The sequence below is a fragment of the Synechococcus sp. WC10meta genome (genome assembly GCF_047461475.1).
Genome location: NZ_JANSHF010000013.1, coordinates 23809 through 46660 on the forward strand (window position 1 = coordinate 23809; position 22852 = coordinate 46660).

General features: G+C 60.2%; 20 protein-coding genes, 1 rRNA gene and 1 pseudogene. 11 read left to right on the forward strand and 11 right to left on the reverse strand.

Annotated features, from left to right (window positions below; translation table 11 throughout):
* Positions 1–190: 190 nt before the first annotated feature.
* From mnmH to NW804_RS07890, 5 genes are all read left to right on the forward strand, one after another.
* Positions 191–1306 carry a tRNA 2-selenouridine(34) synthase MnmH gene (mnmH, locus tag NW804_RS07870; protein ID WP_414423256.1) on the forward strand — a complete coding sequence of 372 codons (1116 nt, stop codon included), beginning with the start codon at positions 191–193 and terminating at the stop codon, positions 1304–1306.
* A 103-nt stretch (positions 1307–1409) separates the two neighbouring features.
* A complete protein-coding gene (locus NW804_RS07875; RefSeq protein ID WP_414423257.1) occupies positions 1410–2711 on the forward strand; it encodes an MFS transporter in 1302 nt (433 codons plus the stop codon).
* Between the two features lie 4 nt (positions 2712–2715).
* Positions 2716–3552: a SpoIID/LytB domain-containing protein gene (locus NW804_RS07880; RefSeq protein ID WP_414396145.1), complete on the forward strand. Its 837-nt coding sequence runs from the start codon at positions 2716–2718 to the stop codon at positions 3550–3552.
* An 89-nt stretch (positions 3553–3641) separates the two neighbouring features.
* Complete coding sequence (gene chlG, locus NW804_RS07885) at positions 3642–4685, forward strand: chlorophyll synthase ChlG (RefSeq protein WP_414423258.1); 1044 nt, start codon at positions 3642–3644, stop codon at positions 4683–4685.
* Between the two features lie 136 nt (positions 4686–4821).
* Complete coding sequence (locus tag NW804_RS07890; RefSeq protein ID WP_414423259.1) at positions 4822–5268, forward strand: hypothetical protein; 447 nt, start codon at positions 4822–4824, stop codon at positions 5266–5268.
* Here NW804_RS07890 and NW804_RS07895 read toward each other — a convergent pair.
* The 4 genes from NW804_RS07895 to NW804_RS07910 are packed head-to-tail and all read right to left on the reverse strand — an operon-like array spanning position 5261 to position 9144.
* Entirely contained in the window at positions 5261–6640 is a 1380-nt protein-coding gene (locus tag NW804_RS07895) for an MFS transporter (RefSeq protein ID WP_414423260.1), read from the reverse strand. The genes NW804_RS07890 and NW804_RS07895 overlap by 8 nt on opposite strands.
* A gap of 50 nt (positions 6641–6690) precedes the next feature.
* A complete protein-coding gene (locus tag NW804_RS07900; protein ID WP_414420049.1) occupies positions 6691–7452 on the reverse strand; it encodes a Uma2 family endonuclease in 762 nt (253 codons plus the stop codon).
* A gap of 39 nt (positions 7453–7491) precedes the next feature.
* Complete coding sequence (locus NW804_RS07905; protein WP_414420050.1) at positions 7492–8895, reverse strand: aspartate ammonia-lyase; 1404 nt, start codon at positions 8893–8895, stop codon at positions 7492–7494.
* Positions 8896–8904: 9 nt separating this feature from the next.
* A complete protein-coding gene (locus tag NW804_RS07910; RefSeq protein ID WP_414396133.1) occupies positions 8905–9144 on the reverse strand; it encodes a hypothetical protein in 240 nt (79 codons plus the stop codon).
* A 274-nt stretch (positions 9145–9418) separates the two neighbouring features.
* Between NW804_RS07910 and infC the strand changes: the two genes are divergently transcribed.
* The 4 genes from infC (at position 9419) to raf1 (ending at position 13627) form a co-directional block, all read left to right on the forward strand.
* Complete coding sequence (gene infC / locus NW804_RS07915) at positions 9419–9988, forward strand: translation initiation factor IF-3 (RefSeq protein ID WP_414405020.1); 570 nt, start codon at positions 9419–9421, stop codon at positions 9986–9988.
* 15 nt (positions 9989–10003) lie between these two features.
* Positions 10004–10468: a thioredoxin-dependent thiol peroxidase gene (gene bcp / locus NW804_RS07920; protein ID WP_414396129.1), complete on the forward strand. Its 465-nt coding sequence runs from the start codon at positions 10004–10006 to the stop codon at positions 10466–10468.
* Positions 10469–10543: 75 nt separating this feature from the next.
* Positions 10544–12421 carry a serine/threonine-protein kinase gene (locus tag NW804_RS07925; protein ID WP_414423261.1) on the forward strand — a complete coding sequence of 626 codons (1878 nt, stop codon included), beginning with the start codon at positions 10544–10546 and terminating at the stop codon, positions 12419–12421.
* A gap of 126 nt (positions 12422–12547) precedes the next feature.
* A complete protein-coding gene (raf1, locus tag NW804_RS07930; RefSeq protein ID WP_414423262.1) occupies positions 12548–13627 on the forward strand; it encodes a RuBisCO accumulation factor 1 in 1080 nt (359 codons plus the stop codon).
* A gap of 38 nt (positions 13628–13665) precedes the next feature.
* Here the strand turns inward: raf1 and sppA are convergent, their stop codons facing one another.
* The 5 genes from sppA to NW804_RS07955 form a co-directional block, all read right to left on the reverse strand.
* Positions 13666–14472, reverse strand: a complete 807-nt coding sequence (gene sppA / locus NW804_RS07935; protein WP_414420053.1) for a signal peptide peptidase SppA — start codon at positions 14470–14472, stop codon at positions 13666–13668.
* A gap of 76 nt (positions 14473–14548) precedes the next feature.
* Entirely contained in the window at positions 14549–15253 is a 705-nt protein-coding gene (fabG, locus tag NW804_RS07940; protein WP_414396123.1) for a 3-oxoacyl-ACP reductase FabG, read from the reverse strand.
* Positions 15254–15284: 31 nt separating this feature from the next.
* Complete coding sequence (gene rsmA, locus NW804_RS07945; protein WP_414420054.1) at positions 15285–16130, reverse strand: 16S rRNA (adenine(1518)-N(6)/adenine(1519)-N(6))-dimethyltransferase RsmA; 846 nt, start codon at positions 16128–16130, stop codon at positions 15285–15287.
* 22 nt (positions 16131–16152) lie between these two features.
* Positions 16153–17838, reverse strand: coding sequence for an ATP-binding protein (locus NW804_RS07950; protein ID WP_414423263.1), 1686 nt, complete (start codon positions 17836–17838; stop codon positions 16153–16155).
* A gap of 49 nt (positions 17839–17887) precedes the next feature.
* Complete coding sequence (locus NW804_RS07955; protein WP_414410037.1) at positions 17888–18994, reverse strand: PIN/TRAM domain-containing protein; 1107 nt, start codon at positions 18992–18994, stop codon at positions 17888–17890.
* A 205-nt stretch (positions 18995–19199) separates the two neighbouring features.
* Here NW804_RS07955 and NW804_RS07960 point away from each other — a divergent pair, with 205 nt between their 5' ends.
* Both NW804_RS07960 and NW804_RS07965 read left to right on the forward strand, forming a co-directional pair.
* On the forward strand, positions 19200–19442 hold the full coding sequence (locus NW804_RS07960; RefSeq protein WP_414396728.1) for a NifU family protein: 243 nt from the start codon (positions 19200–19202) through the stop codon (positions 19440–19442).
* Between the two features lie 80 nt (positions 19443–19522).
* A pseudogene (locus tag NW804_RS07965) lies at positions 19523–20026 on the forward strand (site-2 protease family protein); the annotation flags it as partial.
* Between the two features lie 211 nt (positions 20027–20237).
* Here NW804_RS07965 and NW804_RS07970 read toward each other — a convergent pair.
* Both NW804_RS07970 and NW804_RS07975 read right to left on the reverse strand, forming a co-directional pair.
* Positions 20238–20927 (reverse strand): Crp/Fnr family transcriptional regulator, encoded by a 690-nt coding sequence (locus NW804_RS07970; protein ID WP_414423264.1) that lies wholly within the window; start codon positions 20925–20927, stop codon positions 20238–20240.
* A 278-nt stretch (positions 20928–21205) separates the two neighbouring features.
* Positions 21206–22795, reverse strand: a 16S ribosomal RNA gene (locus NW804_RS07975).
* Positions 22796–22852 lie beyond the last annotated feature (57 nt).

Consider the following 22852-nt stretch of genomic DNA (forward strand, 5'->3'; position numbering starts at 1 on the left):
AAATGCCTGCTAGAAAAGACGCACCGGCAAGCGTACTAGCCAAGCTAGTCCAGGTCAAAGCAGGATGCTCGTTGTGCCCCAAAGCACCGTTTGCGCTACGCGAACGCAAGGGATCCCTGCAAAAGGGGGTATTCTACTGCTCCCGCAGGCAGAAATCTGTCAGGATCGAGCAAGAGAGAATCTCACACCTGTGGCTGCTCCCATTCACGTTACCGCCGAGCCCTGGCTGCACACCTACAGCGAGATTATCGACGTGCGCTCGCCAGCAGAGTATGCTGAAGACCATTGGCCAGGGGCCATTAACCTGCCTGTGCTCGACGATGCGGAACGGGCGGAGGTGGGCACGCTCTACAAGCAGGTGGATCCCTTCACAGCCCGCAAGCGGGGGGCCAGCCTGGTGGCCCAGAACATCGCCCGTCACCTGCAAACCCACTTTGCTGACAAGGACCGGGACTACCACCCCCTGATCTACTGCTGGCGGGGAGGACAGCGTTCGGCCAGCTTGGCCTTGGTGTTGTCCCAGGTGGGCTGGCAAGTAACCGTCTTGCAAGGCGGGTACAAAACCTACCGCGCCTGGGTGCGTCGGCAACTACAGACCTTGCCCCAGCAATTTACCTACCGAGTGCTCTGTGGGCCAACGGGGAGCGGCAAAACCTTGTTGCTCCACTATCTCCATCAGCAGGGGGCCCAAGTCCTGGATCTGGAGAAGCTGGCCTGCCATCGGGGATCCCTTCTGGGGGCCGAGTGGGGGAGGCCCCAGCCCAGCCAGAAGAGCTTTGAAAGCCAGTTGGTCCAGGTCTTCCTCAAGTGGGATCCCGCTAAGCCAGTTTGGGTGGAGGCAGAGAGTGCCAAAGTGGGCCAACTCCACCTGCCCCCAGCCCTTTGGCAAGCCCTCACCCAAGCCGACTGCATCGAGGTGCAGTTGCCCCTAGAAGAGCGCGTGAAGGGGTTGATTGCCCACTATCCCCACTGGATAGCCCATCCCCAGGCGCTCAAGGAGAAGTTGCTGCCCCTAAAAGCCCGCTATGGCCAAGCGCGCCTGCAGCGCTGGTTTGAGCTCATCGACGCCCAAGACTGGCCGCAGTTTGTCCGGGAGCTGCTGCTGCAGCACTACGACCCCACCTACCAGCACGGCCTGCAGCGGAACTTCAATCTTATTCGGGCCCGGCTTGAGCTGCCTGACCTCTCCGAGACCACCCTTAAGAAGGCTGCCACCTACCTCCTCGAGGGGCAGTTTGAGGTTGGCCTGACGGGGATCCCTGCACTTCAATCTCCCAGCCCGCCTCTAGCCTGGATATTAAGATAAGCAAATCAGCACCCAAAGAATTGTCTGGGCCTGAGCCTCAAGGGAGGCTTGCAGTTGGTGCAGAAGTCTCCAGGGTGCCCCTCTAGGTTTAGCAGGAGTGCATGTGAGGAAAGTTGGGCAGCTCCAGTCAGCGCAGCGACGCAACTTGGGCGTCCTGTTTGTAGCCGGCTTGCTCTTTTGGGCTAGTTTGTCCTCGCTGCTACCCACCCTGCCCCTCTATGTCCGGGATGCCGGCGGCACTAGCCAACAGGTGGGCTTGGTGATGGGATCCTTCTCCGTTGGGCTGCTAGCCTTTCGGCCTTGGTTGGGGCGCCTGGCAGATGGCTACAGCCGTCAGATTGTGCTTCTTATCGGCATGGGGGCAGCAGCAGTGGCTCCCTTGGGGTATTGGCTTTCGGACTGGATCCCATGGGTAGCGCTGGTGCGGGCCTTCCATGGAATTAGCATTGCTGCTTTCGCCACTGCCTACGTGGCTCTGGTCGCGGATCTTGCCCCCGAGGAAAGACGCGGCGAGATCCTAAGCTTCATGAGTTTGGTCAATCCTCTGGGTATTGCCATTGGCCCCGCTTTGGGGGGCTTTTTGCAGGAACTGGCTGGCTATGGGCCCCTATTTTTCTTCGCCGCTTTGCTGGGAGGGGTGGGCTTTCTCTGTACCTGCGCCGTCCAAGAGCAGCGGCGGGAACAAGGGGGATCCCTGGCCTGCAAGGGGGCCTTCTGGAGCCTTTTGCTTCACCCGAAGGTGTGCTCCCTCACGGGAGTGATGCTGCTGGTGGGGTTGGCCTTCGGCACCCACACAACTTTTGTGTCTCTGTTAATGCAGGAGGCTGGAGTTCCCTTGAATCCAGGTCTTTTCTACACGGCCGTGGCCTTTGCCAGCTTTGGCGTGCGCCTGCTCACGGGTCCCGCTTCCGATTGCTACGGGCGGGGGCCATTTATCGCTCTTAGCTTGGCCACCTATGCGCTGGTTATGGGAGTGCTGCTTGTAGCCAACAGCGCTTGGGCCTTTCTGGCTGCTGGGATTGGGGTGGGATCGAGCTTTGGCACCCTGATCCCGCTCATCTCTGCCCTTGTAGCCGACCGCTCTGAGCCAGCAGAGCGCGGGCGCCTGTTTAGCCTGGTGATGTGTGGGTTTGACTTGGGCGTGGGCCTGGCAGGGCCTCTTCTCGGCACCCTGGCGGTTGGGTCTAGCTATCGAATCCCGTTTGGCTACGCCGCTCTCCTGGCCTTTGCCTCCTGGGTCTGTTTTGTCTGCTTCTGCAACGGCAAGCTGGTCTCCTCCCTGCGCTTTGCTTTAGGTTGGGAGCCGGATCGCTACAGGTGGCAAGACAAGTCCCCTCAGCGGGATCCCGCTAATTTTCCCCGTCTCTTGCCCTATCCTAAGCTGAGGTGGCTGGAGAAACCCTAGCTAGATGAAAGCACGGCGTTGGCTTGCCTTCCTTGGATCCCTGCTGCTGGGCCTCTGGGGGGGAGAGGTGGAAGGCGCTTGGGCGGTAACGGTGCGGGTTCAGTTGGCTGATACCACCAGTCCTTTGGTGGTGGGGGTTTCTCTGCCTGCCCGGCTGACCAATGGTCGCGGAGAGGTGTTGGCAGATCTGCCGCCCCTACGGGGGTTTTGGGCCCGCCCCAGCCGCCGGGGAGTACACCTGCACGAGGCTGTGAGCCCAGTGCTGTTCATCGAGCCGCCGGAGGGGGGTCTTGTGGCAGTCAACGGCCGCTGGTATTCCGGCAAGGTGCTCTTGATGGGCTACAACCGCGTGCAAGCCATCAATTACGTTCACCTCGAGGACTATGTGGCCAGTGTGGTGGAAGCTGAGATGGGAGCCCGCTTCTTGCCGGAGGCCCTGAAGGCGCAGGCAGTAGCTGCTCGCACTTATGTCCTCTACCACCGCAATTCCCGGCGCTGGTTTGATGTGTTTAGCGACACCCGCTCCCAGGTGTACCGCGGCCTCTCGCAGCGCTCGGCAGCCGCCCTAGAGGCAACACGGGCTACCCGCGGCGTGGTCTTGGTGTATGGAGGAAAGTTTGTCAATGCCATGTACAGCGCCAGTGCCGGAAGCCGAACTGTGGGAGTGGACGGGATCCCTTACCTGCAGAGCCTGCCGGACTTTAGTCCCTACCCCAAGTTTGGCCATGGCATTGGCATGAGCCAGTGGGGTGCCCAGGAATTGGCCCGCCGGGGCTGGAGCTACCGCCAAATTTTGGCCTACTACTACCCAGGCGTTAGACTTGCCCGCTTGCCAGACTAAGACGTTCCTTGAGGTCTTTTGAGGGAAGGGGGGAAATGCCGCAGAATAGGGATGGCTATCCCCGCTTAAGTTTGCTTGCGCACCTCACCATGAACGAAACGACTTCCTACGATCCAGCCACAGCGGCCCCTGCTGGGGATCCTGCTGCTCCCAAAACTGCCGCGGGCTCTGAAAAGGGATCCCTTGGCCGCCGTCTCCGCCAATTGCTGGGCATGAAGGGGGCGGAGGTAGAGTCTCGCTCCATCTGGCAAGTCCACCTGCAACTGATGAAGCCGGTTACCTGGATCCCGTTGATGTGGGGCTTGATCCCGGGAGCGGCTTCCTCTGGCCACTTCACCTGGACTTGGGAGAACGTGGCGCTAGTCTTGGCGGGCATGGTCCTAGCCGGCCCTCTGATGGCAGGTTACACGCAAACTCTGAACGAGTACTATGACCGCGACATCGACGCCATCAACGAGCCCTACCGCCCCATCCCTTCCGGGGCCATTTCCCTGCGGCGGGTGGTCATCCAAATCTGGGTGCTGCTGATCCTGGGGCTGGCGCTGGCCTATGCCCTCGACTGGTATACTGGCCACCCCTTCCCGGTGATTACCGGCATTGCCCTGGGGGGAGCCTTGCTGGCCTACATCTACTCGGCGCCGCCCCTGAAGCTGAAGCGCAACGGCTGGCTGGGCAACTACGCCCTGGGCGCTAGTTACATCGCCCTGCCCTGGTGGACGGGCCACGCTCTATTTGGCGAGCTGAACTGGACGGTCTGCATCCTAACCCTCCTCTACAGCTTGGCGGGCCTGGGGATTGCCGTGGTCAATGATTTCAAGAGCATGGAAGGAGATCGGCAGTTTGGCCTGGCCTCGCTGCCGGTGATGTTTGGCGCCATGGGGGCAGCCTGGATCGCGGCGCTGATGATCGACCTGTTTCAGCTTGGCATGGCCGCGTTTTTGCTGGGAGCTGGTCTAAAGCTCTACGCCGCGGTTTTGGTGCTGCTCATTCTCCCCCAGATCACCTTCCAAGACATGTACCTGCTGCGGGATCCGCTGAAGAACGACGTGAAATACCAGGCCAGCGCTCAGCCTTTTTTGGTGTTGGGCATGCTAGTGGTGGGGCTGGCGTTGGGCCGCTCAGGGCTATGGTAGTCAAGCTAAGGTGCCCATTCTGGCAACCGAGGTGACGGTTTCTGCCCTAGATTGCCCCCGCTGTCTGGGCCAAGATCAAGCCAGGGATCCCGCTGGGATGAACAGTGGGATGGCCTCGGGCCAAAGGAGGTGTTCGATGAAGCTGTTTCTTCCCCTCCAACTCAGCCTGAGCCTGGCTTTGCTCTTGGGGGCTGGCGCTCCTGCCCAGGCGCAGCGGATTGTCATCGACGAGCGTGGGATTGTTGTCGAACCCAGCCCAGGTGGCTTGCTCATCCTCAACCCCAACCAGCCGCTTTTTGCTCCGATCCCACCCGGGAGAGTTCCTTTTTCCATCGATGCAGAGGGCCAAGTGGTCTCTGCCCCTGGCTATCGCTGCAGCGCCGCTACCGCTGCCGACAACTCTCCCATCCTCTGCCGCTCCCAGTTCAACCCTAGCGAGGTGGTAGTGTACGAGCGGGATGGCCGCCCCAACACCCTCTTTGCCGACAACGTGATCCGGCCCACCGGCAGCGGCCTGCGGATTCTGCCCAACCCTGGGCCAGGGCAGTCCTCCGGCAGTGGCCTACGCATTATCCTCAACTAGGAGGCGAGGAGCGTCCAGCCCGTCTTGCTTCCAGTTCCTGCAGGATCTGCCGATGGCGCTGCCGGGTAATGGGGTAAAGCCACACTAGACACATGCCGCCAATCAAAGCCACTGCCGGCAGGGGGCCGATGGCGAGGCGGATGGCCAGCAAGGCTGATTCGGGCTGGGAAGGCAGAGGCTCTCCAGCTACCGAAGGGATAAAGCCAGCCCAATCTAGAACTTGCCCCAGGAAAAACAGCCCCAGCCCCAGGCCTACCTTTTGCAGGAACACCATCAAGGCATAGAAGATCCCTTCCCGCCGCTCCCCGGTTTGCAGCTCGTCCAGGTCAATGACATCTGGCAACATCGACCAAGGCCCGAGGTAGGCCGTGGCTGAAACCCCTGCTCCTGCCAACAACGCCAGCGCAATCATGAGCTGCTCCTGGCCGGGCTGTAGGAAGAACAGGCCTGCCTGCGCGATCAACCAGAACCCCGCCCCGATCAGGTACATGGCGCGCTTGCCTAGCCGGGCGCTCAGTCGCGTCCAGGCAAACAGGGTCAGCACGGCAACGCTCTGAACCGCCAGCACCACCAGGGAAATCCACACCTCGGGCAAGTCCATCCAGAAAACGATGAAGTAGGGGATGATGGTGGCCGTAAACTGAAATGCCAGCCAGGAACATAGGTAGATGCCGCTTACAAATAGATAGGGGCGGTTGCTGAGGGCCACCCCCAACTGCTGGAGCAAAGGCAGCGGATCCCGCCAGGACTGATGCCGTTCCCGCACCCCCCAAAAGCAAAGCACTAGAGGCAGAGTGGAGATTACCCCAAAACAGCTCCCTGCCAGCAAATGCCCACTAGCTCGATCCGGCAGCAGGTTAACCAAGAGGGGAAAAGTGGCCACTGCAACCATGCTGCCCCCCACCGAGAAAGCAAAGCGGAATTGGTTAAGCTGGGTGCGCTCGTCGTAATCCTGGGTCAGCTCCGCCGTCAGGGAGGCATAGGGGATGTTGGCAGCCGAGTAGAAGGCGTTAAACAGCAGCGACACCGCCAGGTAGTAGGCAAACAGAAGCCCAGTTCGACCGGGAAAAGGGATCCACCACTGCGCTACAAAGGTTAGGCCAAAAGGGATGGCTGAAAACAGGAGCCAGGGGCGGCGGCGACCCCAACGGCTGCGAGTGCGGTCGCTGAGGAGGCCGATGATGGGATCGTTGATGGCATCCCAAAAGCGGGTGAGGGCGGAGATGCTGCCGGCCAAGCCTGCTGCCATGCCGACGGTGTTGGTGAGAAAGGGCAGCAGGAAAAAAATGAGGATACTGGCCGTCATGCCCGTGCCCAGATCCCCCACCCCGTAGGCCAGCTTTGTCTGCAGGCTGAGTTGTTGTCTGGTCATCATCCCCCCTGGAATGCCAGGATTCCAGTGTAGGGGGTATGGGGATCCCTTTAAAGCTCAGGGTCTTCTCCCAGCTCTCGGAGCCGCTGGGCCAGTCGTTCGGCCCGGGAGCGTTCTAGGTCTGCCCGCTGCCGCTCCATTTCTGCCCGTTCCCGTTCCCTTTCTGCTCTTTGCCGTTCCAACTCTGCCCGTTGCCGCTCTAACTCCGCTGCCGTGGGCAACAATTGCCCTGCTCTGTCGTACCAGCGCACCCAAAAGCGTTCTCGCCCCTCGTAGGATCCCCACCACCGACCGATGCTCAAGTCCAAATCGGGCAACAGAATTGGGGGATGTTCCCCAGCGCCTGAGCCGGGGAGCAGCTCATAGTGTCCGCCTTGGAGCTGATAAACGTTCAACTCACTGGTCTCTAGCTCGAAGGTGACGTAGTAAGGGATCCGCAGCCGCCTTTCATAGAGCTGGAACTTGGCTTGCCCGGGTTTTTCTTCCCCCAGGTCGTTGCAAATGATCTCCAAGATGAGGACAGGCAAGATATTCCCTTCATCCCAAACCACATAGCTTTTGCGGGCAGTGCCATCCCGCCAACGAGGAACCCCTAGCACTAGAAACAAATCTGGAACAACGACCTGCCGGGGTAGGGCGTAGTAAAGGCCCATATTGCAAGCCACAAAAAAGTCTTGCCGGTCTGACCAGTGCAGCAGCAGCGGTTCCCGCAGCAGGGGGTATTGGCGGCCTTGATCCTCGTTGTCCAAGGGAGTGTCGTCTGTGTCGGGCAGGTCGTGCTGGGTGGGCCAGCGATAAGGGGTAACGGTCATGGTCAGGGGGAAGCAGTACACCTCCACTCTAGCAATGGGTCAGGCCTGCATCTGGCTCATCGCCTCCAGATCCAGTACCTTGGCCACTTCTTCCGGGCCCATCAAGTTGCGCTCCAACAGGATCTGGCGGATGGGCTTCCCGGTTTCCAGGGAGATCTTGGCCACCTCTGCCGCCTGCAAGTAGCCAATGTAGGGATTGAGGGCAGTCACCAAAGCCAGGGTTCCCTCGGCATAGCTGCGACAGCGATCTGCCTGGGCCTTGATGCCGCGGACGCAGCGCTCAGTAAAGACGCGCAGGCTGTTGTTGAGGATCTGCAAGCTATGCAGGAGGTTATAGGCAATCAGCGGCATCATCACGTTGAGCTCAAATTGCCCTGCCTGAGCTGCCAAGGTGATGGCGGTGTCTAGCCCGATTACCTGAAAGCAGACCATGTTCAGCATCTCAGCTATCACCGGGTTGTACTTGCCAGGCATGATGGAGGAGCCAGGCTGCACGGGTGGCAGTTGGATCTCTTTGAGGCCAGTTTTGGGGCCAGAGTCCATCAGGCGTAGGTCGTTGGCCACTTTGATGCCGTCTTGGGCCAGGTTGCGCAGGGATCCCGACAGGTGCACAAAGGGAGCCATGCTCTGCATAGCCGCCATGGGATGGGGAGCCGGTGTGAGGGGCAACTGGGTGTACTCTGCCAGCCGCTGCACCACCTTCTGCCGGTACTGGGGGTGGGTGTTGAGGCCGGTGCCCACGGCGCTTCCCCCTAGCCCCAAGCTGCACAGGGCTTGGCTGGCCTCCTCGATCCACTGACGATGTTGGGCAAAGATGGCTGCGTAGGCGCCGAAGCTGTCTCCCAGGCGCACCGGCACGGCATCCTGCAAATGGGTGCGGCCCGCCTTGAGGATGTCGCGAAACTCCTGGGCCTTTTGCTCCAGCGCCGCCACCAGGTTGTCCAGCGTGCCCAAAAGATCCCGCCGCACCCGCAGCAGGGCTGCCAGGCGAATGGCGGTGGGAATGACATCGTTGGTGGATTGGCCGTAGTTGACATGGTCGTTGGGGCTGACCCGCTCGTACTTGCCCTTGGGCTCCCCTAGGATCTCCAAAGCCCGGTTGGCCAGCACCTCGTTGACGTTCATGTGGTGGGAGGTGCCTGCCCCGGCCTGGTACACATCCACCACAAACTGATCCCGCAGGGATCCCTGCAGGATCTCATCGGCTGCTTGGACAATGGCCCTGGCCACCTCCACTGGAATGCAGCCCAGCTCGCCGTTGACCTCCGCCGCCGCCTTTTTAATCAGCACGCAGGCTTCCACGTACTCTGGCAGCGGCTTGAGGCCGCTGATGGGAAAATTCTCCAGGGCGCGGGCCGTTTGAATGCCGTAGTACACCGACTGGGGCAGTTGCCACTCCCCCATCGAGTCTCGTTCGCTGCGCACCTGTGAAGGCATGGCCATTTGGCTGGCTTAGCTGGCGGGGTTGGATCCCTTTTCCTGCAAAGCAGCCAACTGCTGGCTGAGGCGCTCGTTGTTTTCCGCCAAGACCAGCACCATGGCTGCACAGGCCAAGTGAACTGCCGCCCGAAACTCTGCCGAAGTCTTATACTGGGCCAACGCCTCGCTGTCGCCTTCGCGGGGGCTAAGGATCAGTTGGACGGACTTTTGAGCCAGCTCTTTCAGTTCTCGTTCCGTTAAACCCAGTTGCACCGCTTTTGCCCTCCCTGTAAACTAGAAGGCTAACTTTGCCCCACCCTCTTTGCCAGCAGGGCTGCCACCTGGCTATCCTACCGCAGTTGTTACCCCAATCCAGCAGTATTTTTCCCGTGGGCAAGCCCAAAGCTTCTAGAAAGAAACAGGAAATACCGGCTAGTATAAGTGCAGAAGCTTCTGCCCTTCTGGCCAATAACAGGGTTTTTTGCCCATTGGCCGGCAGCGGCGCAAAGTAAACTAAATTCTGTTGTTCGTTCAGAGAGAGGAGAACTTGTCCGTCGAACGTCCACTTGACCCCTCTTCCCCCAAGCAGCGCGCAGAGCTGCCCGCTATCAACGAGCGGATTCGCTTCCCCAAAATCCGTCTCATCGATACCGATGGCACCCAGCTGGGGATCATGAGTCCTCAGGAAGCGCTGCGCATAGCAGAGGAAAAGGATCTGGACTTGGTCTTGGTGAGTGACAAAGCGGATCCTCCTGTCTGCCGCATTATGGACTACGGCAAGTTCAAGTTTGAGAAAGAGAAAAAAGAACGGGAGGCCCGCAAGAAACAACACACTGCCGAGATCAAGGAAGTGAAGTTTCGCTACAACATCGGCGAGCACGACTACCACGTGCGCCTGCGGAGTGCCCAACAGTTCCTGGGGGAGGGAGACAAGGTGAAGGCTACGGTAATGTTCCGTGGCCGCGAGGCACAGCACGCCGAGCTGGGGGAAGAGTTACTGCACCGCTTGTTCAGAGACTTACAAGAGGTGGCGGAAATGCAGCAGCCTCCCCAGAAGGAGGGTCGGAACATTACGATGATCCTTGCTCCTAAACCTGCTCCTAAAAAATCAACCTAAGGAGGGATCTTGCCCATGCCCCTTGCTGTTGGGGATCCTGCCCCGGAGTTTACCCTGCCGGATGCCGAGGGTAGGCCGATTAGCCTCAGCCAACTGCGGGGCCAGCGGGTGGTGCTCTACTTCTACCCACGGGACAACACTCCCGGCTGCACCAAAGAAGCCTGCGGCTTTCGGGACACCTATGCCGACTATCGAGCCCACGGGATTCAGATCCTGGGGGTGAGCCCCGACGATGCCCGCTCCCACCAAAAGTTTGCCCAGAAGCTGCAACTGCCCTTTCCGTTGTTGGTGGATGAGGGGGCTAAGGTGGCCACTGCCTACGGGGTCTACGGCCCGAAAAAGTTCATGGGCAAAGTCTACAACGGCGTCCACCGCACCACCTTCGTTATCGACCCGGAGGGGAAGATCGAGGCCGTTATCACTAAGGTCAAGGTGGAAACCCACGCGGCAGAACTGCTCAAGCAGCTAACCGGCTCCTAGCCTTTGGAGCTCAGCAGAGTTTTTGCTGGTGGATCCCGCCCCAAGCAAGGAAAGCGATTCCCCTTGGGCTAGACTGTGTCCCGGCGCACCCGCACCACCAAGTCAATCCACGACAGCTACCAGATCCTAGGCTTGGCTGGACAAGGACAGTATGGGCGAGTCTTCTGCGCCCGGCCCCGCCAAGGAGGGAAGCTGGTGGCTCTCAAGGAGCTGCCGCTGGAGCGCTTTCCCACCCCTAACCTACTGCGGGAGCTGCGCTATCTGCTGACGTTAAACCACCCCAACATCACCCGCTGTTACGCCCTGGAACATGCCCGCGAGGGGCGCTATCTGGTGTTGGAGTACTGCGAGGGAGGTACCCTGCGGGAGCTGATCAACCAGGTGGAGCAGGGGCTGTGGCTGCCCGTCAAGCTGGTTTTGGGCTTTGTGGATCAGATCCTGGCTGGCCTAGACCATGCCCATGGGCAGGGAGTCATTCACTGCGATGTAAAGCCCGAGAACATTTTGCTTAAGCCCACGCCCCAGGGCTGGCAACTGAAGTTGACCGATTTTGGCATTGCCCGCCAGCCGCAGCCAGTTCCTCGGGAGAGCGCTGCTACCGGCTCACCGGCCTACATGGCTCCCGAGCGGTTCTACGGTCAGTTTAGCCCTGCCTCGGATCTCTATGCGGTGGGAATCATCCTGCTGGAGCTGTTGACGGGCCGGCGGCCCTTTTCCGGATCTCCCCCCCAGTTGATGCACGCCCACCTCAACCAGCGGTTTGTCTGTCCGGAGGGGATCCCGGCGCCTTTGCAGGAGGTGCTAGAGGTGGCTTTGCGCAAGCTGCCCCTGCGGCGGTTCCGCACAGCAGCGCAGATGCGTTCGGCCCTGGCGGCGGTTGCCCAGAAGTGGCAAGAGCCAGCTGCCTGTTGGGTTGGCCCGCGCCTGCTGCGCCAGTCCCCCCCCGGGGTTCAGGTTTGGGATCTGCCAGCCAACGGCGGCTTGCAGAAGTTTTATGTCTGTGAGGATCCCAGCGGCTGCCGTTCCCCCCTGCTGCTGCGAGTTACCCCCCAGAGCTTAGAGTGGCTGGAACTCCAGACCCTTGCCCTGGGGGCGCCGCCGCTGGCCTGTTTTCCCTTGGCCGAGCCCCTGCAGGAGGTGGTGTTCCTGGGGACTTTTCCAGAAGCCCTGGCTGTTTCCAAAAGTAGCCTTCTGCACCTCAGTCCCACCCGCATCCGCACCCTCCTGAGTTTTGAGGAGAGGTGGCAAGCCACCTGGCTAGAGGAGCGCCAGGAGCTCATCTGGGCCACTGCCAAGGAAATTGGGGCAGTGCAATGGCTGCCAACTGGGCCAACTGCAGCTCAACCTTTTCCCGAGTTCCACTGCTACTTCCGCTGGCCTTGGCAGGTGCCAACGGGATCCCTGCCCCGTTTACTGGCCCTCTCGGAGCAGCTGGTGCTGCTAGTAGGGCGGGGACGGCAATGGGTGGACATGAGCGTGTTGCCCTATCCAGGAGTTGGGCAGACGGGAGTGCAGCCGCTTTGCTATCGCCTGCCGCTAGATCCCCGAGGGGAGGTGCTCAGCTTGGGAGAACGGCTGCTATTCGCCCCTAGCGAGGGCGAGAGACAGGGCGGCTGCCCCCACCTTGGCGTAGTCCAGCTCAACCCGCTGCGCCTGCGCCGCTGGTTTTTAAAAGGGTGGCCTGTCCAGATAGCCAAGGCCCCTTGGGGCGTGCTGCTGCTGTGTCAGGAGGGGGAGGGGTTCTTGTCCCTCTGGCTGTACAGCAAGGGGGGGGACCCCTTGGCCCAGGTGGCCGTGCCCGCCGCCTCCAGAGTGTTGCAGGTGGGAAAAAAGGGACGGGTCTGGCTGCAGGTGCCCAAGGCCGGGGAGCTGCAGCGCTTTGAGCTGTGGCAATTGGATTTCAACCAGTTGCCAGGGGAGGGCCATGCTGCCCGAGTAATTCCCTTGGACTAACTTGGCCCAGGGAAAGTCCTTAAAATCGTACTCTAACCTGGCCTCGGCGTGGCCAGCTGCCGCCCTTTGGGATTCCAGTGGATCTTTGCCCTGCTTTCTGGTAGTGGTTGCGGAGGAAGCTTTGCCATGAGTCAGCATTTGCCTGAACCCTCCCCCAGCGGGTTGCTGGAGCAGCTGCGGCGCAGGGAGGGAGGGTGGTTGGACTGGGCCAAGGCCTGCCAAAGCTTGCAGCACCAGAAAATGACCCCCCAGGCCATCTTTGAGGCAACGGGGCTTGAGCCTGCCCAACAAAACCAGATGGTTGTTGCCGCCCAAGTCTACGAGGGAATGGCCAAGGCAGGCGCCAGCGCGGCCCTCTTGGAGCACTTTGCCCAGCGAGGTAGCGACATCCTCTACGAGCTGCGCATCCTCTCCCCCAAGGATCGCATCCGGGTAGCGGAGCTGGTGGTCAGCCGCAACCTAGGTGCCGGGGAGGCCCACGAGATTGCTCGGGCTGTGAAAAGCTATGCCCAACTGCGGCAGCTTCCGGAAGGGTTTACGGATCACCCCGGCGACGCAGTGGCCTATCAAGCCTGGAAGACTGCCCAGCAAAGCCGCGATCTGCAGGAGCGGACACGGGCCATTGGCCGGGCTCTCCAGTATGTCCACAGCGAAACCGCCCGCCGCCAGATCGAGCAGCTCCTGACGACGCTGGCTCTCGGCTCCCGGCGCAAGCTCTTGCCCAGGCTGTCGGTATTTCGCCCGGAAGAGGAGTTGCCTCGCTTGTTGCCCGTGGCCGGATCCCTGCCGCTAGCCACCGCCACTTGGGAAGGGATCCCTCCTGCTGCACCGCAGGGGCCTTTTGGCTGGGTCAGCAGTGCCGCTGGACAGATGTGGATAGCTTTGCCCGCTTGGCCAGCCCTTCAGAGGGCCGCTGATCCCGTGGCCCTGCAGGTGGAAAATCAACTCCTGGGATCCCTCTTGGACCAGCCGGTGGCCGCTGAGGAGGAGCGGGATCCCGTCCTGCTAGTGGTCGATCGCGCCGTTCGCACCTGGGAAGGGAGAGCGGGGGTTTTTCTAGTGGATCGGGAGGGATGGCTCTCCCTGGAGTGGATCGACGAGGACTTGCCCCCCTCTCCCCTCTTGGGTCAAGTGCTAATGGCCATGCGCCCGCCCCGCATCTTCGATGAGGAGGTGGCCCAAGATCCCTGGCAGCTAGAGGAGTAAGCAGCGGCTCTTTTCACGCGGCCGCTAAGAGGGGCCCTTCAAGGGCCGGTGTAAAGCCACAGGGGCAAGCCAGAAGTACTGACCTCAAAGTGCAACCGTTCCAGGGCCTCTGCGACGGGCAGGAAGCGGGCCCACCCCCTGCGCCGGGGCAGCAGATCGTAGAACTTGGCCTCTGGTGGCAGCCCTGCGAGTTCAGCCGCCCAGAGGCGAGCATCTTCTTCCGTTCCCAAGCGATCAACTACTCCCAAGTGCAGCGCTTGCTCGCCACTGAAAATGCGGCCATCGGCAAAGGTTTTGACCACACTCACGCTCAGCCGTCGCGCCGCTGCAACGGTGTGCACGAACTGGTTGTAGGTGATGTCGATCAGCTCCTGGAGGATGTTGCGCTCTTCGGGAGTCAGCTCGCGATCAAAGGAGAGGATATCTTTGTAGGGGCCGGACTTAATTACCTTAAAGGAGATCCCAATTTTGTCTAGCAGCTTTTCAAGGTTGTTGCCGCGAATGATAACACCAATGCTGCCAGTGATGGTGCCAGGGTTGCTGACAATTTTTTCCGCTCCCATGGCAATGTAAACTCCCCCCGAGGCTGCGATGTTGCCAAAGCTAGCCACAATGGGGATACCTTTTCGATCCCGCAGGCGCACAAGGGCGCTGTAGATTTCCTGCGAGTCCGCCACCGTCCCGCCAGGGCTGTCGATGCGCAGCACCACGGCAGGGATCTGTTTTTCTTCCACCTCTTTCAAGGCTTTGAGAACCCGCTCCCGGGTTTTGCTATCGATAACTCCCGCCACCTCAATGCGGCCAATTTGCCGACGTAAACCACCCGAGAACCATTGCTTCAGCATAGTAAAGAACGGCACAAAAATAAGCCCATATCTCCTATCATGGTAAGGTGCTTGGTGGCTGGGTCAACCAACTGGATTAGACATTGCCATACACCGGGATCGCTGCCCCTCTGAGATCGCGGGCTGCTTCCGAGACCAAAAAGGCAATCACCTGCCCAATCGACTCCGGCTTCACCCACAGCTCTGCCTGCTCAGATCCCATGGCGGCGCGATTGGCGGGGGTGTCAATAATGCTGGGCAGGATGACGTTGGCGGTGATGTCGGTGCCTCTGGTCTCGGCGGCAATGGTGCGGGTGAGGGCCACTACCCCGGCTTTGGAGGCACAGTAGGCCGCCAGCTGAGATCCCGGTTCTACTGCCCCTCGGGAGGCTATCGTTACGATTCGTCCATAACCCTGTTGCCACATCTTGCGCAGGCTGTGCTTGCAGGCCAAAAAAGTGGTGGTGAGATTGAGGTCGAAGTCGCGCCGCCAAGCTTCTAGGCTGTACTCGTGGGTGGGGCCCATGGCAAAGCCACCCACCAGGTGCACCAAGCCATCGACGCGGGGCAGATCGTCAATGAGCCGGGCCACAGCCGCTTCGTTCAGCAAGTCCACCTGCACAAAGCGCACCCGATCCAGGCTATTGGCTGGCAGGCGCTGCCGCAAAGCAGCCAGCTCCTCTTCTTGGCGGTAGGTCAAGGTCAACGCTGCCCCTGTGTCCAGGAGCACAGGGGTTACTCCCAGCCCCAGCCCACCGGTACCTCCAGTAACAAGGATCTGTTTGCCCTGGTTGTTGAGCATAGGTTGTTCTGGGCGAGAACTCCCTCTCACCCTACCGCGGTTTTCCCTTGCCGGAAACGGCAGCCATCCTAGGCATCTGCTCCAGCAGTAGATTGCTCAGGGCCAGCCAATCGCCCAGATCCAGCTCTTCGGCGCGCGCCGTGGGGCTGAGGCGGAGTTGGGCCAGAGCGGCGGCCACGGTCTCGCGATCCACGAGCCCTCTTAGAGCGTTGACAAGTTGCTTGCGGCGGGCAGAGAAGCCCTGGCAAACCAGTTGGGAGAACCAGCGGGGATCGTGGGCGGGGGTGGGGGCAGGGCGGGGAGTGAGGCGAACCACTGCTGACTCCACTTGGGGAGGAGGCTGGAAGGCGCTGGGGGGCACGCGACAGATGAGCTCGCACTCAGCTAGGTAACGCACCCGCACACTCAAAGCGCCGTAGGCTTTGCTGCCGGGGCTGGCCTGCAGGCGCTCAGCCAGCTCTTTTTGCACCATCAAGACGATGCGCTCAAACTGCCTCACCGGCTGGGCTGGGGATCCCAGAACTTTCTCCAAAATGGGGCCAGTGAGGTTGTAGGGGATGTTGGCCACCAGCAGGCGGGGCTGAGGCGGGAGCGGCAGGCGCAGAAAATCTCCCTCCAATAGCTGAAAGCGGGACTCGTTGGCAAAGCGCTTGCGCAGCAACTGGCACAGATCCCGATCGATCTCCACTGCCACCACCTGGGCGCCTTGGGCCAACAGCCGCCGTGTTAACTGCCCCGTACCTGGGCCAATCTCCAGCACCCAGGGGGGATCCCTGCCCTCTTGGGGTGGTGGCAACTGGGCGGCCTCCACAATTGCCGCGTGGACAGCAGGATCTTTGAGCCAATGCTGGCCAAAGCGCTTGCGGGGATAGGGCATGGGTGGGCTGTCGGCTGGAGAATCAGGGTGAGACCGGCGTCTTCTCCTGGGGCAGGTTGGGATCCCTCCCTGGGAGAGGCTGGCGGTAGAGCGGCACGGTAAAGGTAACGGTGGAGCCCAATCCCTCTCCCAAGCTGTAGAAATGGATCTCCCCCCCCATTGCCTGCACCAGGCGTTGGCTGATGGCCAAGCCTAGGCCGGTGCCCCCGTACTGGCGAGTGGTGGAGCCATCTACCTGGGTGAAGGCCTGGAACAGCTTTTGCTGCTTTTCCAACGACACGCCGATCCCGGTGTCGATAACGCGAATGCGGGCCATCCCTGGCTCGCCAGGCAGGAGGTCTGCTCGCACCGTTACCGAACCCTTGGGGGTAAACTTGATGGCATTGCCCACTAGGTTAAGCATCACCTGCAGCAGGCGTTGGTAGTCGCCGTAGAGCAAAATGGGCTCCGCCGTGGGGGGCAGGTGAAAGCTGAGCTGCAATCCCTTTTGACTGGCCTGCAAACTGGTTTTGGCCTCCACATCCTTGAAGAGAGCTTGCAGGTCGCAGGGTTGAAACTGCAACTCCAGTTTGCCGGCTTCAATTTTGGCAATATCCAGCACGTCGTTGATTAAGGCCAACAGGTGCAGGGCAGAGCGGTAGGCTTCCTGCAAAAAGTCCAGCTCCTCTTCCCGGCTTTCGGCCATTCCATCCAGTACCAGCCTAATGAAGCCGATGATGCTGTTTAAAGGGGTGCGCAGCTCGTGGGAGGTGTTGGCCAGAAATTGGCTTTTGAGTTGGTTGGCCGATTCTGCTTGGGCGCGGGCCAGCTCTAGCTCTTTGTTTTTCTGAAGCAAGGTTTGGTTAGCCAGTTGCAGACGGGTGGCCAGTTGGCGACTTTGTTCGAGCAACCTGGCGTGGGCAATGGCAGTACCCAAGTAGGTGGCAATAATCTGCAGCAGCTGGAAGTGGCCGGTCTGCCAGGCAGGAGCTGTCTTGGGGGGCAGCACTTCTAGCCAAAGCAAGCTGTTGGGATAGCTGCGGTAGCACATGGCCACGGCTAGGTGGCGTTCTGTTACCACTGGCTCTTCCTGTCTAAGGGCCTGGAGCAAATGGGGGTGATCTCCTAGCCGCAGCGTCTGGTTGAGCAGCGAGGGAGTTTCCGGATAGCAGCGGTACTCGGCGTTAACCGTCAGGAAATCCTGTCCCACCTCGTAGAGGGCAAGTAGACACCGATCCACCCCAAACAACTGCCCCAACTGTTCTACCGTCTGCTGGCACAGCTCGCGGATACCTGCCGAGTGGCCAATGCTGCGCAGAAGCTGAGCTGTAACCGCCTGGAGCGGCTCACCGTCACTGAAGGAATAGGGCGACCTAGGAGTCTTGCTTGTCCCTCCAGCCAAGTTGAAGGGCGTTGCCCCCAGCACTCTACCCACCACCGCAACAGCTACCACCTCCCCCTCTGTATCCCGCACGGGGTTGAGGCAAAGGTGCAAATGCAGCTTGTAGCGGGGCGAGAGGACTTGGCATTCGTGCTGCAGGGGCTCCCCTGCCGCAAACACCTGGCTGAGCTTGGCTTGGTACTCCTCCCCGTTCACCAACTCCCACCTCTGCTGGGCAGCCACAATCTGCTGCGGGTAGATGCCGTAGCTCTCAGCGCCTTCCCAGTAAAAGCTTTGAAAGCGCTGCTGGCGATCCTGCGTGTAGAGGATGAGATCCGGTCGAAGCACACCCACCTTGCTTTGAGCTTTGAAAAACCAAGCTCTTGGGATCCAGAACTTAGGTTTTTGCAGAGGAAGCTGAGGTAGTGGGGTTGGAGTCTCTGTCGGCAAGGCGGGCAAAGAGCATTCGCCCTGCCGAGGTCTGGATGGAGCCAGTAACCACGACCGAGCGAGTTTTGCCTACGGCCCGCTGTCCCTCTTCCACCACCACCATCGTGCCATCTTCCAGATAGCCTACCCCCTGGCCTGGCTCCTTGCCCTCACGAGTAATCTTGATGTCGAAGCTATCGCCAGCGATGTAGATAGGCCGCAAAGCCTCGGCCAGCTCGTTGACATTCAGCACCTTGATCCCTTGCAGCAGAGCTACCTTCTTTAGGTTGTAATCAGTAGTTACCAGCGTCCCGCCCACACTTTGGGCAAGGCGCACCAGCTTCTCGTCGACGGTGTTTAGGTCAGGGTAGTTGGCTTCGTGGATAACAAAGCAGTTGGGGTTGGCCTGGCGAAGGGCCTGCAGCGTATCCAGCCCCCTCCGACCCCGCTCCCGTTTTTGGGGATCGGCCTTGTCAGCAATGGCCTGTAGCTCGGCAATCACAAAGCGGGGAACGACTAGCGTTCCCTCCAGAAAGCCCTTCTCAATCAACTGAGCCACGCGCCCGTCAATGATGGAGCTGGTATCCAAAACCTTGGGGCTGGCTGCCACCACACTCCCTTCTGCTGCCGCCTGTAGGGCATAGTTAGGGTTGAATAGGCGCAACAGCGCCGGGCCGTGGGTATCGGCCAAACTCACTCCCAAGTAGGCAAAGGAGAGGCTAAAGAAGACAGAGGCCAGGGGTTCCAGAAAATTGTTCAGCTCCTGGGGCAGGGGCAGTAAATAGACAGGAGCCATAGCCAAGTTGGCAATCACCAGGCCAATGACCAATCCTACCGAGCGGCTAATCAACACATCCGGTGGCAGCGAGCGCACGTTGGCCTCGAAGCGGCGGTAGCCCCAGCGCACCAGGGATCCCAGCGCCAAACCTGCCAAGGCCCCAAAGCCGCCAGTAACCACGCGCGCCCCTTCGACGTTGGCTCCTTCAAGAGCAGCAGGGGGGAGCAAATCCAGGCCGTAGAACCCAAGGCCCGAGCCCGCTAAGATGAAGATTGCAATGAGTAAAATGTCCAACATGGCGCGGAAAGTGCCCCTGCTGGGAATGGCAAGCTGTCAGCAAGGGGCAAACCTGCCCCCTATTCTAGTCTTCGGGCTGGAGGCGGATCTCCTCCCCAAACTCTAGAAAAAGGAGGCTATGCTGAAAAAGGGCGATCCCTGGCCGGCTTAAGTGCTAGTCAAGCTTAACGCCACCAATCAAGGTCTGAGCAAGCTAGAAGGAACCATGGCCCAAACCCTAGAACTAACTGCCGAAAATGTGGAAAAAGTCCTCAACGAGCTGCGCCCCTATCTGCAAGCTGATGGCGGCAATGTAGAGCTGGTGGAGATCGATGGCCCAGTGGTGAAGCTGCGCCTGCAGGGGGCCTGTGGCGCCTGCCCCAGTTCTACCCTAACCCTGAAGATGGGCATTGAGCGCAAGTTGCGGGAGAGGATCCCCGACATCCTAGAAGTGGAGCAGGTGTTCTGAGGATCCCTGCCCCGAGGACTTCGGGCTGAATTCCCCTCTCTTGCGAGGGTAGCTGTCTCCTCTTTTGTTGTTGCCAGCACATGCCGATTCTTCTCTCCATCGCCATCCTAGCCCTCCTCATTCTGGTGCACGAGGCGGGCCACTTCGCAGCAGCCAAACTGCAAGGGATCCACGTCAACCGCTTTTCGCTGGGGTTTGGCCCCGTGCTGTGGCGCTACCAGGGCAAGGAAACAGAGTATGCCATTCGCGCGCTGCCCTTGGGAGGCTACGTAGGGTTTCCTGACGATGACGAGCGCTCCCCCTACCCCCCCGATGACCCGAATCTCTTGAAAAACCGCCCCCTTGCGGATCGCCTGGTGGTGATGAGTGCCGGAGTGCTGGCCAACTTGGCCTTTGCCTACCTGGTGCTGGTGCTGACGTTTGCTCTGCTGGGGATCCCCTCGGTTACCCGCATCCAGCCCGGCATTCTCATTGCTCAGGTCATGCCAGGTAGCCCGGCAGAGCGGGCGGGCCTACAGGCAGAAGATGTGGTGCTGCGGGCAGCTGACCACGACTACAGCGACCTTGCCGATGCCGCCTCGGCCCTGTCTCTTATACACATCTGACGCTGCAGATGTGTATAAGAGACAGCCCTCAGAGCGCGTTGGCAGAAGCTTTAGCGAAGCAAGGGGTCCGAGAACAGTTTGAGAACAGATTAGCAGTCTTGGAGGCGTTGCTCAGCCGAGGGGCACCTCTGAGTGCTATCGCTCAGACGGTCTCCCAAGCGAAGGCCCTGCTTGAGAGCGTCGCGAAGCTCTAGAGCGTGCCGCTCTTCTCCTTGAGCTTCTCCTCATCTTTGATGATGATATAGTAGCGCTTCTTGTCCAAGATGCCCTCTTTGGCAAGGCGATTGAGGGCTGAGGTGGTGTTCTCGCGGGCAGACCCGATCAGATCAGCTAATTCTTTGTGAGTGATCTTGAAGCTGATCTGGGTTCCCTCGGGGGTCCGCTCGCCATGCTCCTCGATGAGTCTGAGTAACTGGCGCGAGAGCCGCGTCGTGATGTCTTTAAAGACTAAATCTTCGAGCTTTTGCTCCAAATCCCGCGCCCGCTTGCCAAAGAGCTGAATAATTTCTAGGGCTAACCAGGGCTTGCGCTCTAAGAGATAGAAGAACTTCTCACGCTCAATGGGGTGAATGATCGCATCTTGCAAGACTTGGGCCAAGTGTTCACGGCGCTTGGCCCCGACCAAGACCATCTCCCCGAAGATCTCACCTTCCCCCAAGATCGCTAAGGTCAATTTGCGCCCGCTCTCATCGAGATACGCCAACTTCACCTTGCCGGCCTTGATATAGTAGACCCGCTCGTCTACATCCCCTGGCTGGTAGATGACCTCGCCCTTTTTGTAGAACCGCCCGCTGGTGGATTCAACAAGCTCGCTGAGGGCTTGCGCGATCTGTTCGCCTTGGCGTCCGGTCATGCTCAGCATCGTGAAGTGATTGACCATAGTCTCTCCACACTCTCTCAAGGAGCGCCTGATCCGAGCGCTCTGGGATGCTCTTACTCTAGCGGGCTGAAGAAGAGACGAGAAGGACCTCTGGTAGAGTGGCGATGGCGGGTTCGTGACGCGGGCGACAGCCGAGGGCGCGTTTTTGGGACAACTGCCGTCACTTCGCGATGGGACAGAAGACCGGAAAGAAAAAAAAGAGAATGACAAGCTTGGATAGCATGAGCAAAGCGCCCTCAAGGAAGATCGTCTGCAGCTCTAAGGAGAGAACTCCTTAGAAAGGAGGTGATCCAGCCGCACGTTCCCGTACGGCTACCTTGTTACGACTTCACCCCCCTCACGAAAGCGGCCTTCGGCCCTTGCGGGACTTCGAGCCGCTCCCGCTCGGCTGGTGTGACGGGCGGTGTGTACAAAGCCCGAGTACGTATTCACCGCGGCGTGGCTGATCCGCGATTACTAGCGATTCCGGCTTCATGAGGTCGGGTTGCAGACCTCAATCCGAACTGAGGGCGGTTTTTTGGGATTGGCTCCCCCTTGCGGGTTCGCGACCCTTTGTACCGCCCATTGTAGCACGTGTGTCGCCCAGGGCATAAGGGCCATGCTGACTTGACGTCATCCCCTCCTTCCTCCGGCTATTCACCGGCAGTTCCCCTAGAGTGCCCAGCGGACCTGGTGGCAACTAGGGGTAGGGGTTGCGCTCGTTATGGGACTTAACCCGACGCCCCACGGCACGAGCTGACGACAGCCATGCAGCACCTGTGCCCGCTGCCTCCGGATTTCTCCGGAGGCTCGTTCCCCTTTCGGGGTCCTACTACGGGCATGTCAAGCCCTGGTAAGGTTCTTCGCTTACCATCGAATTGAACCACGTGCTCCACCGCTTGTGCGGGCTCCCGTCAATTCCCTTGAGTTTCAACCTTGCGGCCGTACTCCCCAGGCGGCCGACTTACCGCGTGAGCTGCGGCACTGGCCCAGCATGTGCGAGGCCAACACCTAGTCGGCATCGTTTAGGGCGTGGACTACCCGGGTATCTAATCCGGTTTGCTCCCCACGCTTTCGTGCCTCAGCGTCAGGAACCGGCCAGGAGGCTGCCTTCGCTATTGAGGTACCTTCCGGTATCTACGCATTTCACCGCTACTCCGGAAGTTCCGCCTCCCTCTCCGGCCCTCCAGCCGCGCAGTTTCGTTGGACCCCTCCCCGTTGAGCAGGGAGATTTCACCAACGACACGCGCGACCGCCTACGCACCCTTTACGCCCAGTGAATCCGGGTAACGCTCGCCACCTCTGTCTTACCGCGGCTGCTGGCACAGAGTTAGCCGTGGCTTCTTCCAGGGGTACCGTCATCATCCGGGCATTTCCTCCCGGACTTATTCGTCCCCCTGAAAAGGGGTTTACGACCCGAAGGCCTTCATCCCCCACGCGGCGTCGCTCGGTCAGGCTTGCGCCCATTGCCGAAGATTCCCCACTGCTGCCTCCCGTAGGAGTCAGGGCCGTGTCTCAGTCCCCATGTGGGGGGCCACGCTCTCACGCCCCCTACCCGTCATCGCCTTGGTGGGCCGTTACCCCACCAACAAGCTGATAGGCCGCAGCCCCCTCTCCGCGCGCTCCCTTGCAGGAGCTTTCCTCGCAGGGCCGAAGCCCCGTGAGCATATCGGGTATTAGCCACCCTTTCGAGTGGTTATCCCCGTCGCGGAGGCAGGTTAGCTACGTGTTACTCACCCGTTTGCCGCTGCGGTAGGACCGCAGCCCCTCCTGAGGGCAACCCTTGTGGGGCTCCCCTCAGCAAGGCTGCGGCCCTGCCGCCGCACGACTTGCATGTGTTAGGCGCGCCGCCAGCGTTCACCCTGAGCCGGGATCATACCCTCTAGAAAATCCTAGAGAGACTCAAGGGCCCATCTCCCTTACGTAAAAGAGAGATAGCGCTTTGC

Excerpts from the sequence above, each read along its gene's own strand:
- NW804_RS07880 (WP_414396145.1), top strand. The coding sequence starts at position 2,716 with ATGAAAGCACGGCGTTGGCTTGCCTTCCTTGGATCCCTGCTGCTGGGC.
- chlG (WP_414423258.1), top strand. The coding sequence starts at position 3,642 with ATGAACGAAACGACTTCCTACGATCCAGCCACAGCGGCCCCTGCTGGG.
- NW804_RS07890 (WP_414423259.1), top strand. The coding sequence starts at position 4,822 with ATGAAGCTGTTTCTTCCCCTCCAACTCAGCCTGAGCCTGGCTTTGCTC.
- NW804_RS07895 (WP_414423260.1), bottom strand. The coding sequence starts at position 6,640 with ATGACCAGACAACAACTCAGCCTGCAGACAAAGCTGGCCTACGGGGTG.
- NW804_RS07900 (WP_414420049.1), bottom strand. The coding sequence starts at position 7,452 with ATGACCGTTACCCCTTATCGCTGGCCCACCCAGCACGACCTGCCCGAC.
- NW804_RS07905 (WP_414420050.1), bottom strand. The coding sequence starts at position 8,895 with ATGGCCATGCCTTCACAGGTGCGCAGCGAACGAGACTCGATGGGGGAG.
- bcp (WP_414396129.1), top strand. The coding sequence starts at position 10,004 with ATGCCCCTTGCTGTTGGGGATCCTGCCCCGGAGTTTACCCTGCCGGAT.
- raf1 (WP_414423262.1), top strand. The coding sequence starts at position 12,548 with ATGAGTCAGCATTTGCCTGAACCCTCCCCCAGCGGGTTGCTGGAGCAG.
- sppA (WP_414420053.1), bottom strand. The coding sequence starts at position 14,472 with ATGCTGAAGCAATGGTTCTCGGGTGGTTTACGTCGGCAAATTGGCCGC.
- fabG (WP_414396123.1), bottom strand. The coding sequence starts at position 15,253 with ATGCTCAACAACCAGGGCAAACAGATCCTTGTTACTGGAGGTACCGGT.
- rsmA (WP_414420054.1), bottom strand. The coding sequence starts at position 16,130 with ATGCCCTATCCCCGCAAGCGCTTTGGCCAGCATTGGCTCAAAGATCCT.
- NW804_RS07955 (WP_414410037.1), bottom strand. The coding sequence starts at position 18,994 with ATGTTGGACATTTTACTCATTGCAATCTTCATCTTAGCGGGCTCGGGC.
- NW804_RS07960 (WP_414396728.1), top strand. The coding sequence starts at position 19,200 with ATGGCCCAAACCCTAGAACTAACTGCCGAAAATGTGGAAAAAGTCCTC.
- NW804_RS07970 (WP_414423264.1), bottom strand. The coding sequence starts at position 20,927 with ATGGTCAATCACTTCACGATGCTGAGCATGACCGGACGCCAAGGCGAA.